The organism is Kitasatospora sp. NPDC059327 (genome assembly GCF_042752535.1).
Lineage (GTDB): Bacteria > Actinomycetota > Actinomycetes > Streptomycetales > Streptomycetaceae > Kitasatospora.
This window is the reverse complement of sequence record NZ_JBHYYB010000049.1, coordinates 1-13,479: the sequence shown is the minus strand read 5'-3', so window position 1 is coordinate 13,479 and position 13,479 is coordinate 1. Positions and strand designations below refer to the sequence as shown.

Sequence of the window (13,479 nt, the reverse complement as noted above, 5' to 3'; positions counted from 1 at the left end):
CAATCTGTGATGTCGTTGATGCGTACGGGCCAGTGGTCCGGCCGTGTCGACGCGTCGTTCCGCAGCATGTGTCACCCCGGCCGCGCGCCCCCACCGCGCTCGGCCCGGCTCCCTTCGGCCCGCCCGGGCCATCGCACCGCCGGAACCCCCACTCATCCGGAGGACATCGCATGCACGACCGAGTCACGCCCGCGCGCCCTGCCGAGCGCCGGGCCGCCGCACCACGCCGGCGGGCCACCGCACTGGCCCTGGCCGCCACGCTCACCACCGGCACCGCCGCGCTCACGCTCTCGCTGAACACGGCCTCGGCCGCGCCCGTCAACCTGCTGACCAACGCCGGTCTGGAGACCGGCTCCCTGGCGGGCTGGACCTGTGTCAACGGATCCGTCGTCACCACGCCGGTGCACAGCGGCAGTTACGCGCTCAGTGGGGCCGCTTCGGCCTCCGACACCGCGCAGTGCCAGCAGACCGTCACCGTCCTGCCCAACACCCAGTACACGCTGTCGGGTTGGGTCCAGGGCAGCTACGTCTACCTGGGCGCGACCGGGACCGGTGTCAACTCCTCGACCTGGGCGCCCAACGCGACCGGCTGGACGCAGCTGAGCTCCACCTTCACCACCGGCGCCGCCACCACCTCGGTGACGGTGTTCACGCACGGCTGGTACGGCACCGGCACCTACCGCGCGGACGACCTCAGCCTGACCGGCCCGGCCGGGCCGACCAGCAGCACCAGCCCGACCGCGAGCACCAGCCCGACGGCCACCAGCAGCCCGACGGCGACCAGCAGCCCGACCGCCACGAACAGCCCGACCGCGACCAACAGCCCCACCGCTACCAACAGCCCGACGGCGACGAACAGCCCCACCGCGACGGCCACCGCGACCGGCACCGGCCCGGCCGGGGACGGCAAGGTCACCACGCCCGGCGGGGTCACCGTCGGCAAGGTCACCCACAACGCCGTGGTGCTCAGCTGGCAGCCCTCCACCCTGACCAGCGGTGACGGCCCGGTCTCCTACAAGGTCTACGCGGGCAGCCAGTTGGTGGCGACCTCGATGGGCACCTCGGTGGCCGTCAGCTCGCTGCTGCCCAGCACCGGCTACGCCTTCACCGTCCAGGCCTACTCGGGCAGCCACGGCTCCGCCCAGTCCGCGCGGGTCGCCACCACCACCGCCGCCGCCCCGGCCGCGAGCCCGTTCCGCTCGGCCTACTTCGACCAGTGGGGCGTCTACGAGAACGCGTACCACGCGAAGAACGTCGACACCAGTGGTGCGGCGGGCAAGCTGGACGTCATCACCTACGCCTTCGCCAACATCCACCCGACCACGCACACCTGCTTCCAGGCCGTGAAGGCCTCCGACTCGGCCAACGAGTCCAACCCCAACGCCGGCGACGGCGCCGGGGACGCGTACGCCGACTACCAGGCCGACTACAACGGCGCGGCCAGCGTCGACGGCAGCGCCGACACCTGGGAGCAGCCGCTCAAGGGCAACTTCAACCAGCTGCGCCAGCTGAAGGCCAAGTACCCGAACCTGCGCTTCACCATCTCGATCGGCGGCTGGACGTACTCCAAGTACTTCTCGGACGCGGCCGCGACCGACGCCTCGCGCAAGGCCTTCGTCTCCTCCTGCGTCGACATGTTCCTGAAGGGGAACCTGCCGACCGGTGTCGCCGGTGACGCCTCGGGCGGGCAGGCCTCGGCGGCCGGCCTCTTCGACGGCGTCGACCTCGACTGGGAGTACCCGGGTTCGGCCGGCGGCCACACCGGCAACCACTACTCCGCCGCCGACAAGCAGAACTTCACGCTGCTGCTGAAGGAGTTCCGCACCCAGCTGGACGCCCTCGGCAACGCCCAGGGCAAGCGGTTCCTGCTGACGGCGGCGCTGCCCAGCGGCCAGGACAAGATCGCCCAGCTGGAGACCGACAAGATCGGCGCCTACCTGGACTACGCCGACGTCATGACCTACGACATGCACGGCGCCTGGGACGCCAAGGGCCCGACGAACCACCAGGACCCGCTGCACGACAGCCCGGCCGACCCGACCACGCCGATCACCCCGGGCACCCGCAAGTACAACGTGGACACCACCCTCGCCGCGTACACCACCGGCCTGCCGGAGTACGGCATCGTGGGCGGGTTCCCGACCAACAAGCTGGTGCTGGGCATCCCCTTCTACTGGCGCGGATGGACGGGCGTACCGGCCGGCTCCACCTTCGGTCTGTACCAGAGCGCGACCGGTCCGACCCCGGCCAAGCCGCTGAGCGCCGAGGCCGGCCTGGCCGCCTGGAAGGAACTCAACCCGACGGCGGCCAACACCCACTGGGACCCGGTGACCGAGACCTCCTGGGTCTACGACGGCACCAACTTCTGGACGGGTGACACCCCGCAGGCCATCCAGGCGCGCGGGGCCTACACCAAGAGCAAGGGCCTGGCCGGGATGTTCGCCTTCTCGCTGGAGAACGACGACGCCTCCGGCACCCTGCTCAACGCGATCAACGACAGCCTGCGCTGATTGACCGTCAGCACGCGGGGGCCGCGCGGATCGGAGTGATCCGCGCGGCCACCGCGCCGTTCCGCCTGCCTGCCTGCCTGCCTGCCTGCCTGCCTGCCTGCCTGCCGTGACGGTCTCAGCGGCCCGGCACCGGGTCCGCCCCGCCGCGGCGCACCGCGCCCGGGCGGCAGCGGAGCAGCCGGCCGACCGTCAGCCGCGCCCCGCGGACGGCGCCGTGCCGGTGCAGCGCCTGCACGGCGTAGGTCGAGCAGGACGGCGTGTACGGGCAGCAGGCCGGACGCCCGGGGCTGATCTCGCTCCGGTAGTGGCGCACCGCCCCGTACAGCACACCCGCCGCGAAGCCCCGCGGGGCGGGCGCCGCCGGATCGGCGGCGGCGCCGCGCGACCCGCGCCCCCCGGCCAGGGCGAACCGCAGGCCCGCGGCCATCATCACCGGGACCAGCGCGATCAGGCAGGGGTCCCCGAGGTCGCAGCAGTCGCAGGCGTCCGAGCAGTCCCGGTCCTTCTTCCTGCCCTTCTGCCGCTGGTACGCCCGCCAGTCCTCGCGTTGCTTGCGGCGGCGGCGGCGCTCCTTCTCGGGGAGCCACCACCAGGCCACCCGGGGGCGTCGGGGCGGAAACGGCTCGCCTTGCTGGGGCGGCGGGTAGGTCACGACTGACGATCCTCTCGATGCGTCCGACGGGACCGACCCCCGACGGCTCGATCAGATTATCGAAGGGTGCCGGCCGTGTCGGACGGTCAGTCCTGACCGCCACCCAGTGTGGGGAACAGATCGGTGAACGTCTGGGTCGTCACCGAGACGCTCCGGCCGAACGGGTCGTCGAAGTCCCAGATCAGGAAGAGCAGGAAGGCGATCAGCGCGCTGAACGCCCCCGCGAGCAGCAACTCCCTTGTGGAACGCCGGATCTGGAGTGCGAACACCATGCCGACGGTCACCACGGCGCCGACGATCAGGCCGAACCAGACCACCCCCGGCATGGTCGGACCGGCGTTCTGGCCGCGCGCGTTGCGGGCGTCGTCGACGGTACTGATCCGGTCCATGATCGGCTGGTAGGCCTGGGCCTCCAGATCGGTGGCCGGGGTGCGGGTGGCGACGTCGGTGCGCAGCTTGTCCAGCAGCTCGGTGCCCCGGTCGGAGATCTCGCCGTGCTCGCGCATGTACGCCCACTCGACGTCGACGACGTAGGAAACGTAGGCGTCCACATCGGCCCGGACCTTGTCGCGGAACTCGACCGGGTAGATCTGGGCACGCTCGCTCACCTCGTGCAGCGACTGCGCCTCGCGCGACACGTCGTCCTGGGCGGCGCCGCGCGCCTCCCAGACGCCGGCGATGGCCAGGCCGAGCACGATCGCGTAGACCACGCCGATCATCATCGTCATGTACTCGATGACGTCGGGTGTCTCGTCGGTGTCCTCCTCCTCGCTGACCCGGCGGTGCCTCAGCAGCACCACCGCCACCACGACGGCGCAGGCCGCCGACATGGCGATGGCCAGCGCCAACCACTCGGACATGGGAACTCCCTTCTTGAGCTCGGGTGTCTCTGATCGGGCCCGGCCGGTGTCAGGACGCGGCCGGGCCGGGTGGAAAGGCCTGGGACGGGCCGCCCGCGGTACGCGATCGGCCCGGGTGGAACGCCTCGGGCGGGCCGGCGCTAGGAGCGGCCGGAGCCGCCTCGGCCGGACCGGCCGCGCGGGCGCAGGGCCGCGGCCGCGAGCACGGCGGGCACGGTGACCAGCAGCATCGTCCGGGTGGGAGGGCTGCCGTGGTGGCGTTCCGGGGCCGGCACCGGCGGGGCGAGCGGCAGCCGGACCGGCTTGACCACCGGCTGCGGCTGTACCGGGACGACCGGCGCCGGGCTCGGCACGGCGGACGGCGAGGGCGGCTCGGGGGCGGGCGCCGGCGGCGGGACGGCCGGGGCCGCGGTGGGCTTCGGCGTGGGCTTCGGCGCGGGCCTGGTCGACGCGGGCGGCGGGGTGGGCCTCGGCGTCGGGGCCGGCGGCGGCTGCACCGGCGCGGGGGTCGGCGTCGGAGTCGGCGTCGGGGTGGGCTTCGGTTCCGGCGTCGGGGTCGGCGTCGGGGTCGGCGTGGGTGTCGGAGTGGCGGTCGGCGTCCGCGTGGGCGTCGGGGTCGGGGTCGGTGTCGGTGTCGGTGTCGGGGACGGCTTGGGTGTCGGGGTGGGGCTCGGGCACGGGTGGTGGTGATGCCACGGCGGGTGGCCGGGCTTCGGCCGCGGCCCGGGGCGGTGCAGCACTCCGGAGAGGTCGACCGTGACGCCCACCTCCACGTCGACGTCCACCTCGACGTCCACTCCCCCGCGGCCGACCTCCACCGAGACGTCCGTCCCGGTGCGGACACAGGTCTCGACCACCGGCCCGTGCGGCTCGCCCCCGCCGTGGTGTTCGGGCGAGCGCGCGCCGGCCGCGCCGCTCAGCAGTGCGCAGAGCGCGGCCGTTGCGGCGGCGGCACCGGCCAGCCGGACCCGGCGCCCGTAGGGACCACCGTTCACGACGATCAGGTCTGCGGTCACGACTGCCCGTCCACCGGTATCCGTCTTGGCTGCTGGGGCTGCGGCATGGAGTCCATGCACCTTTCACGTCGTCGGGAGACCACCCGCCAGGGGGATCCGGTCTCGTCCGGAGGGGCCGCCCCCGGCCGGGTGCCCGGCCGGCCGGAGGGCTCGGTCGGCACCGGGAGGGGCGACATCGAACGGCCCGCCTCGGGGGGCGGGCCGTCCGACGTCAGATGAAACGATCTTGCGGTGGGCCGGTTACGGCCGCGCCGCGCCCGATCGGGCCGTTGTTCAGTGGCGGCCGTGCGCGATCTCGACGTTCTCCAGGACACCGACCGCGTCCGGCACCAGGATCGCGGCCGAGTAGTAGGCGCTGACCAGGTACGAGATGATCGCCTTCTCGCTGATGCCCATGAACCGCACCGACAGGCTCGGCTGGTACTCGTCCGGGATGCCGGTCTGGTGCAGGCCGATGACGCCCTGGTTGTCCTCGCCGGTCCGGATCACCAGGATCGAGCTGGTGTTCTCCTTGGTGATCGGGATCTTGCTGCACGGCAGGATCGGCACCCCGCGCCACGCCGGCACCTGCTGCCCGCCGAGGTCGACGTGGTGGGGGTAGAGCCCACGGGCGTTCAGCTCACGGCCGATCGCCGCGATGGCGCGCGGGTGGGCGAGCAGGTAGTCCGGGTCACGGCGACGGCTCAGCAGCTCGTCGAGGTCGTCCGGGGTGGGCGGGCCCGAGTGGGTCTGGATCCGCTGCGAGAAGTCCGCGTTGTTGAGCAGGCCGAACTCGGGGTTGTTGACCAGCTCGTACTCCTGGCGCTCGCGCAGCGCCTCGATGGTCAGCCGCAGCTGGTGCTCGGTCTGGTTCATCGGCTGGTTGTAGAGGTCGGCGACCCGGCTGTGCACCTTCAGGACCGTCTGCGCGACGCTCAGCTCGTACTCACGGGGCTTCAGCTCGTAGTCCACGAAGGCGCCGGGCAGCTCGTACTCGCCCTGGTGACCGGCCGACATGGCGATCTCGGCCTCGCCGCGCTCGTTCTGCCGCTGGAGCGGCAGCGCGAGGAACTCGGCGAGGTGCTGCTGCAGCGCGGGCGAGCCGTCCCGAATGGCCTGGAACTCGCGCCTGGGCAGCGAGAGCACGGTGCCCGCGGTGACCGTCTTGGCGGTGAACTCCCAGACGGCGTCCGGGTTGAGCACGGCGTCCTCGCCGAACCGGTCCCCGTCGCCGAGCACGCCGACCACGGTCTCGTCGCCGTACTTGCCGGTGCCGATCTGGTTGATCTTGCCGTGGGCGATCAGGTAGATACGGTCCGCCTCGGCGCCGCGCTCGGCCAGCACCTCGCCGGGGCCGAAGTCGCGCTGCTCGCAGCGGTCGGCGAGGGCCGTCAGCACCTCGTCGTCGTCGAAACCGCGCAGCAGGGCGAGTTCGCCGAGCTCGCGGGGGATGACCCGGACCTCCGAGCCGGTCTTGACGAACTCCACCCGGCCGTCGCCGACGGTGTAGGTGAGTCGACGGTTCACCCGGTAGGCGCCACCGGCGGCCTGGACCCAGGGGAGCACCTTGAGCAGCCAGCGGGAGGTGATCTCCTGCATCTGCGGTGCGGACTTGGTGGTGGTGGCGAGGTTGCGGGCAGCGGCTGTCGTCAGGCTCGACTGCTGCGGCACCTGCTGCGTCTCCGGGCTGGTCTCCACCGGCATCGGCAGGGTCTCCTTCATCTGGTCAAGGTCACACCGACCCACCCCGGACGTCGGGGACGGATCATCAGATACGTGTACGGGAAGGGGTGTTGGCGAAATTCGCGCGATGGCGCCGCCCACTCGGGGCGACCCACCGGGAACCCTAGATCACCCACGCCCGACCAAAGCCGTACGGCCCCGCAGCACCCCCCGATAGGGTGAATCTGAACCGCCGAGCGGTTGGAATCCGGCGGTCTCACCCCACGGACTCGCGACTTGCTGTGCATGCGAATCGTCCGCGCGCCGGAACGATCCCTTCCACCCGAACGGACCAGCGCGCGGGCCGGTGGGCCACCGGTCGACCGACGGATGACTAGCACACACGTACGAGCTTCGAACGTCTGATCGTCGCGGTCGACGCCGCCGTTCGGAAGCCCCCTGCGACGGGGGGCGGCTCCGGTGCGAACCACGCCCGCCGGCGGGCCGCAACCGGCCGTGCCGGGCGGCCCGTTGGCCCTGACGGACGGACGGAACGGTGGAGGGCGCGACCGGGCCGCGCGCTACCCCCGGCGGCGGCGGTGGCGCGGGTGCCGCGGGTGGCGGGGGTGGCGCGGGTGGCGGGGGTGGCGCGGGCGGGGTCCGCGACGGCGGCGCCAGATCTCGCCGACCAGGCAGGAGAGCAGGACGAGCGTGAGCGAGACCAACGGCCACCGGCTGCCGGCCAGCCGGATGTCGGCGAGCAGGATCACGATCAGCGCCGCCACCGGCAGGAACAGGGAGATCCCCGCCCTGATCGTGGCGGCGATGGTCCCCGGGTCGGCACGGCGCCGCTGCAGCGCGGCCCCGGCCACGTCGCCACCGAGGTAGTAACCGACGGCCCGGGCACCGACCCGGTCCGTCGCCTGGGCGTAGGAGAACGCCATGTAGGGCAGCCAGACCAGCGGGGCGACCGTCCCGACCAGGAGGGTGAGCAGCACCAGCACCCACCCGCCGGCGGTCCGCCAACGGGACGGCGGCGGCTCCACCCCCTCGCTGGTCAGCCCGAGCAGGCGGGCCATCCGCCAGAGCAGCGCCCACAGCCCGCGCCGCCGGTCCACCGCGGGGCGGGGAGCGGTCGCCAGGGCCCGTTCGGCGGCGACGACGTCGGGGTACGCGCCCTGGAGCACCAGCACCTCGGCGACCCGGGCGGGGGCGGCCGGATCCCGTCCGGCCAGGGCGGCGAGTTCGAGGAACAGCTGTCCCTGGGCCAGCAGTGCCGTGCAGAACGCGAACGGGACGAGCGCCAGGAACGGTCCGCCGACGAAGGCGCCCTCGCTCTGGCTCACCCGCCGGGCGTGCGTCACCGCCAGCGCCGCCAGTTCCTCCGGCGTCGCCTCCGGACGGGCCGCCCGCAGTGCGGCGACCCGGCGGGCGGCCCGGGGGCCGCGGTGGCGGACGGCGAAGACGGCGAGGATCTCGGGCAGCCGGGAGGGGTGGGCCCGCACCGAGCGCAGCAGCTCACGGACCGGGGGCTCCGGTCCGTCGGGCGCCTCGGCGTCGTGTGCCGCCGATCCCTCTGCTGCCACGTCCGTCCCACTGCTCAGGCGATCGGGGACCGGCCGCTCGGCCGGGCGGACCGGCAGCCGCGGGCGGGTGCCCCCACCTCTTCCAGCAGCCTAGTAGGGGTGGGGCGGGGCCGCCCGGGCAGCGCGGGGCCCGCTCAGGCGACCTCGAAGCCGTGCCGGACGCGGTCGAAGCACCCGGCCGCCAGGTCCTCCTCGGTGATCCAGAACGAGACGTTGACGCACTCGCCCCAGTCCGCCGCCAGGGCGCGGCTCTCCACCTGGAGCAGCGGGCGGTGGCCCGCGGGGCGGCCGGTGTCGGTGTCGCACCAGCCGAGCACCCGCACGTCGGGCGCGGACAGGTGGTCGCGGAAGTCGGCGGCGAGGTCGAGGGCGATCATGAAGTCGTCGGGGAAGACGTCCTCCAGCTCGCCGTCCTGGTAGGAGGGCGCGGAGAGCCTCCAGTGGGCCCGGACCTCGGTGGCGGGGAGGGCGGACGTGCCCGGCCCGTCCGCCGGGGCCGGTCTGGGCGGGGCGCCCGCGGGCACGTGCAGGACGCGGCAACCCCGGCCGCTGAAGTCGCCGACCCGTTCGTCGTGGAAGAAGAGCAGCAGCCCGGTGGCCGGCAGCGGCCAGTCGCCGCCGTGGCCGGTGGTGCGGAAGGCCTCCGCCAGACCGGCGCAGTCGAGCTGGGCCAGCGACTGCATCGGCCGGCCGGCGAACTCCGGCCAGCCGGTGCCGTCCGGCAGGGCGGGCTGCCCGCCGAGCCGCCCGGCCGAGGGACCGTCGCCCTCGGCGGCGAGCGCCAGCGAGGGCCGCATCAGCCGGTGGACCAGCGGCGCCGTCCGCTCGTCGGCCCGCGCACGGATCGCCTCGGACACGCCGGGCGGGACGGGCAGCGGGGACCCGGCGGGGCCGGTCTCGCCCGTGCCCACCGGCACGGTCTCCGCGCTGGTCGGATCGGTGGTGACGCCCGCGGTCAGGTCCGCGGTCAGGTCCGCGGGCGCGCTCGCGGTGGCGCGGTCGGTCGCGTCGGTCAGCGGTTCGGCCATGGGCGTCAGCCTGCCACGAGGGTCCGACAATCCACACGGAGAAGGCCCGCCAGATGCCGGCACGGGGGCGACCGGCATCTGGCGGGGGCTTGGGTGGGTGCCCGCGCGAGCGGGCCGGACCGAACGGATCAGGCGCAGACGACCTCGTTGCCGGGGACGTTGAAGATGCCGGAGTCCGACGCGGCCCCGGACTGGTACTCGTAGTAGAGGTACGTGTAGAAGTCGATCCGGGCACCGGAGCCGCAGGCCGAGCCGGCGGCGATGGCGTAGGTCAGCGTGACGGTGGTACTGGCACCGGCGGCCACGGGCACGGTGTGGTGCACCAGGCCGCTGGTGCTGCCGGTGTCGCAGGCGCTGACGGCGCCGCCGCAGGCGGAGAACGCGTACGCCAGGCCGGCGACCTGGGTGGTGTTGTAGGTCGGCTGGACGGACTGGTAGACGAAATACACCGGAGTGTCGTGCGGGTTGGTCAGGGTCAGGGTCAGCGTCACCGAGGAGCCCGGGGTGGCCGTCGCCCGGTCGGAGCTGACCGAGAGCAACGGCGTGTCCGCCTGAGCGGGGGCTGCCGAGAGGAGTAGACCGACGACGAGGGCCAGGATCGCGGCGATTCCGAGACGGCTCACATGTGTTCTGCGCATGACCAGGAAGCGTAGGCGCCGTCGCCGGTTCCGGTGCGGGCCTCCGCCCGGGCCCGTACTGGCATATGACAGCCGAGCGGACGCGGCAGGCCATTGACTACGCCACGACAGGCCGCGGCGCGCCGCCGCCCCTTACCCTCCGGCCCGCACGTCCCCGTCCACCGGAACGCACGTCCCCGTCCACCGGAACGGGCGCGCCGCCGCCCCGGGCCGGCGGCAGGTCCTCAGAGCGGGGTGGGCAGGATGTCGCAGAGCGCGGCGACGGCCGCCTCGTAGGCGTGGTCGGGCGGCGTGGCGTAGCCGACCACCAGGCCGTCCGTGGTCGGCATCGCCTCCTGCCCGATCAGCGGGTGCCGGTAGTCGGCCAGCCCGTCCAGGGCCAGCCCCCGGTAGGCCGCCGCCTTGACCACGGACCGCTCGGTCCCGGGGGCGAGCCGGAGCACCGCGTGCAGGCCCGCCGCGATCCCGGACACCTCGATGTGCGGCGCCCGCTCGGCCAGGGCGTCCACCAGGTGGTCCCGGCGGTCCCGGTAGCGCCGGCGCATCCGCCGTACGTGCCGGTCGTACCCGCCCGAGTCGATGAACTCCGCGAGCGTCAGCTGGTCGAGCGCGCTCGCCCAGGCCTCCCGTTCGCCCTTGGCGGTCAGCACTCGGTCGACCAGCTGCTCGGGCAGCACCATCCAGCCGAGCCGCAGCGCGGGCGAGAGGCTCTTGCTCACGCTGCCGAGGTAGACCACCCGCTCGGGGTCGAGCCCCTGCAGCGCGCCGACCGGCCGCCGGTCGTAGCGGAACTCCCCGTCGTAGTCGTCCTCCAGCACCAGGCCGCCGCACCGGCGCGCCCAGTCGACCACCGCCGTCCGCCGGGCGGCGTGCAGCGGGCCGCCGGTCGGGAACTGGTGGGCCGGGGTGAGCAGGGCCGTCCGGACCTCCGGGTGCCCCGCCAGCGCGTCGACCCGGGCGCCGTCCTCGTCCAGCGGCAGCGGCACGGCCGCGACCCCGGCCCGGGCCAGCAACGCGCGGTGGAAGCCCAGCCCGTAGGCCTCGACGGCCAGCGATCCGGCGGCGGGGCCGCCCAGCACCGCGCCCGCGCCGTCGAACAGCAGCCGCAACGCGTGGGCGAAGCCGGAGCAGACCACGATCCGCTCGGGATCGGCGCGCACCCCTCGGGCCCGGGCCAGGTAGTCGGCGAGGGCCACCCGCAGCTCGCGGCGGCCCTGCGGGTCGCCCGGGCCGAAGGCCTCGTTGGGCGCGGCGGTGAGGGCCCGGCGGCCCGCCGCGAGCCAGGCGGTGCGCGGGAAGACGGCGGCGTCGGGCTGGCCCTGGCGCAGGTCGTGGGTGGGCCGGCCCTCCGGGGACGACCGGCGGGCCCACGTCGGGGCGACCGGCTCGGCCCGGTCCGCGACGGTCGTGCCGGAACCCTGCCGGGCGGTCAGCCAGCCCTCCGCGGCCAGTTCGGCGTAGGCGTCGGCGGCGGTGTTGCGGGCGATGCCGAGGTCGGCGGCCAGCGAGCGGTAGGGCGGCAGCCTGGTCCCGGGGGCGAGGCGGCCGCTGCGGATCGCCTCGCGCAGGGCGGCCATCAACGCGGCGCGGCGGCCGCCGGTCGCGGGCAGTTCGAGGTGCAGGTCGCTGCCGGGCGGGGCGATGGGCCCGCCGGTCGTGGGCGTCGCCGTCGCCGCCGGGCGAGGTCTCGGCCCGGCCGGCGGGCGGGCGGGCGTCCGGGGGTGTGCGACCGGGGTGTCCGTCATGGTCACAAACCCTATCGCCGGGTACGAACCGGCCCCGACGGCGGGCGGGCCCCGCAGCGCGCGGGACGGCCCGGCAGGGCGCGGGACGGGGCCCGGCAGGGCGCGTGCCGAGCCCCGTCCCCGGGCTCCGTCCCCGGCCCGGGGACGGGCACCCCACGCGGAGCCCCGGCCGCCCGGGACCACGTCCGTCCGGGTGACGGGCCCGCCGCCCGGCTGCTGCATCGGGGTCGGATCGCTGCGCCGCCCGGGTGGCGGTTCGGGGGGATCGTGTCCGGTCCAGCGTGTCGGCTGGCTATTCCTTCCGACATGACCAACACCAGGAAGTACCTGCTCGCCGCCGGCCTCACCGCCGCGCTGGCCGTCATCTCCGCCGGCCCCGCGTTCGCCGGCGACTGCGACGCTCCCGGGCACATGACCGCCGCCCCCGAGGCGTTCTCCGGGACCACCTGTATCAACACCGGCGGGGCCTACGCCAGCGGCGTCGTCACCAATTCGCCGGGCGTGCTCTCCGGGAACCAGATCCAGATCCCGATCAGCATCCCGATCAACATCTGCGGCAACGGCGCGAACATAGGCGGAGTGCTCGGCTAGGGGCGTGTCTCATCACTCGCGCCCGGCGGGAGTGGTGAAACACGCCCGAGGAGCGGGCGCCGGTCGCCCGCTCCTCGACCGACCCGAAGGGTCGCGGTCCGGATGTCCGCTCCGGACCGCGGCCCTTCGGCCTGTCCGCCACCCTCTCCCCCGGCCGCCCTCCCCGCTTCCCCGCGAGCCCGCTACGGCACTACGGTCACCGGCCAGCGGCCCGCCTTCACCAGCCGGACCGCGACCGAGCCGATCACCCGGTGCCCGGCCTGCTCGGAGCCGCCGACCACCACGGCGTCCACCCGGAGGTCGTCCGCCATCCGCGCGAGGCCGGTGAACGGGTCGCCCCGGACGGTCAGGAAGCGCCAGTCCAGCCGCCAGACGTCGCTCAGCCGGTGCTCCGCGTCGCGCAGCGCCGCCAGGAGCTCGTCGGCGATCTCCTGGGTGGTCTCCTCCACGGCGGCCCCCGCGAGCGCGGTGGCCGCTCCGAGGACGGGCTGCACGTACGCCACGGCGAGGGTCGCGTTCTGCCGCCGGGCGAGGCCCGCCGCATAGGCGGTCGCACGCCACGAGGACTCCGAGCCGTCCAGCCCCGCCAGGATCACCTTGGGCCCGTCGGTCCCCAGCTCGAACCCGGCCGGCGCGACCGCCGCCCCCGGCTCCTCGGCGCCGCCGAACACGGCCTCTGCATCGCTCTCGTTGCTCATGCCCCGAGGCTATGGCGGACACGGCGAGTGAGGAGCGGGGGCACGACGGGTGAGGGCTGTGGTGCGGGCCACCCCGGGCCAGGTCACCGGACCACCTTCCCCGCACAACCCGCCGACCGCCCGTCACCCCCCGTCGACCATGTGCCCGGCCTCACACCACCGATCCTGTGGCCCGGACCACTTCCACCCCCGTTCGATCTTGAAAAACGGGACAAACGCCTTCAAAACAGCCCAATACCAAGATCCATACGACCGGTAACCACCCCCTGACGTGCCCAAACCTACGAATCCTTGAAACCCCCACCCCACCCCCGTAACTTCGAACCCGTTGCACCGACCAGCCGCACCGCGGGGCCCACCACCCCGCACCACGGCCCCGGACCACGCGAGCCACACCCCCACCGGAACCACACCCCCCAAGGGCCTGGTTCCGCACGCTCGCACACCCCTCCGAAAGGAACCACATGACCTTCCGTAACGAGACCACCACCGCCACCACCGCCACCACCAAGCG

At 74.1% G+C, this 13,479-nt stretch carries 11 protein-coding genes; 2 read left to right on the top strand and 9 right to left on the bottom strand.

The features are described 5' to 3' along the window. The first annotated feature begins 170 nt into the window (after positions 1-170). Positions 171-2,510, top strand: a complete 2,340-nt coding sequence (locus ACFXHB_RS26535; protein ID WP_380577144.1) for a glycosyl hydrolase family 18 protein — start codon at positions 171-173, stop codon at positions 2,508-2,510. A 115-nt stretch (positions 2,511-2,625) separates the two neighbouring features. Here ACFXHB_RS26535 and yidD read toward each other — a convergent pair whose 3' ends face one another. The 8 genes from yidD to ACFXHB_RS26495 form a co-directional block, all read right to left on the bottom strand. Beyond that, entirely contained in the window at positions 2,626-3,162 is a 537-nt protein-coding gene (gene yidD / locus ACFXHB_RS26530; protein ID WP_380577143.1) for a membrane protein insertion efficiency factor YidD, read from the bottom strand. 86 nt (positions 3,163-3,248) lie between these two features. Continuing rightward, positions 3,249-4,022 (bottom strand): hypothetical protein, encoded by a 774-nt coding sequence (locus ACFXHB_RS26525; RefSeq protein WP_380577142.1) that lies wholly within the window; start codon positions 4,020-4,022, stop codon positions 3,249-3,251. Positions 4,023-4,162: 140 nt separating this feature from the next. Further along, the gene (locus tag ACFXHB_RS26520) at positions 4,163-5,038 is read right to left on the bottom strand and encodes a hypothetical protein (protein ID WP_380577141.1); all 876 of its coding nucleotides are present in this window, start codon (positions 5,036-5,038) and stop codon (positions 4,163-4,165) included. A 273-nt stretch (positions 5,039-5,311) separates the two neighbouring features. After that, positions 5,312-6,721, bottom strand: a complete 1,410-nt coding sequence (locus tag ACFXHB_RS26515) for a family 2B encapsulin nanocompartment shell protein (protein ID WP_380577191.1) — start codon at positions 6,719-6,721, stop codon at positions 5,312-5,314. Between the two features lie 539 nt (positions 6,722-7,260). Then, positions 7,261-8,265, bottom strand: coding sequence for a hypothetical protein (locus ACFXHB_RS26510; RefSeq protein ID WP_380577140.1), 1,005 nt, complete (start codon positions 8,263-8,265; stop codon positions 7,261-7,263). A gap of 134 nt (positions 8,266-8,399) precedes the next feature. Further along, positions 8,400-9,293, bottom strand: coding sequence for a DUF1963 domain-containing protein (locus tag ACFXHB_RS26505; protein WP_380577139.1), 894 nt, complete (start codon positions 9,291-9,293; stop codon positions 8,400-8,402). A gap of 128 nt (positions 9,294-9,421) precedes the next feature. Further along, positions 9,422-9,931: a hypothetical protein gene (locus ACFXHB_RS26500; RefSeq protein WP_380577138.1), complete on the bottom strand. Its 510-nt coding sequence runs from the start codon at positions 9,929-9,931 to the stop codon at positions 9,422-9,424. A 224-nt stretch (positions 9,932-10,155) separates the two neighbouring features. Further along, a complete protein-coding gene (locus ACFXHB_RS26495) occupies positions 10,156-11,676 on the bottom strand; it encodes a PLP-dependent aminotransferase family protein (RefSeq protein WP_380577137.1) in 1,521 nt (506 codons plus the stop codon). Between the two features lie 306 nt (positions 11,677-11,982). Here ACFXHB_RS26495 and ACFXHB_RS26490 point away from each other — a divergent pair, with 306 nt between their 5' ends. Next, positions 11,983-12,267 carry a chaplin family protein gene (locus tag ACFXHB_RS26490; RefSeq protein ID WP_380577136.1) on the top strand — a complete coding sequence of 95 codons (285 nt, stop codon included), beginning with the start codon at positions 11,983-11,985 and terminating at the stop codon, positions 12,265-12,267. 182 nt (positions 12,268-12,449) lie between these two features. Here ACFXHB_RS26490 and ACFXHB_RS26485 read toward each other — a convergent pair whose 3' ends face one another. Further along, positions 12,450-12,965: a universal stress protein gene (locus ACFXHB_RS26485; RefSeq protein ID WP_380577135.1), complete on the bottom strand. Its 516-nt coding sequence runs from the start codon at positions 12,963-12,965 to the stop codon at positions 12,450-12,452. Between the last annotated feature and the right edge of the window lie 514 nt (positions 12,966-13,479).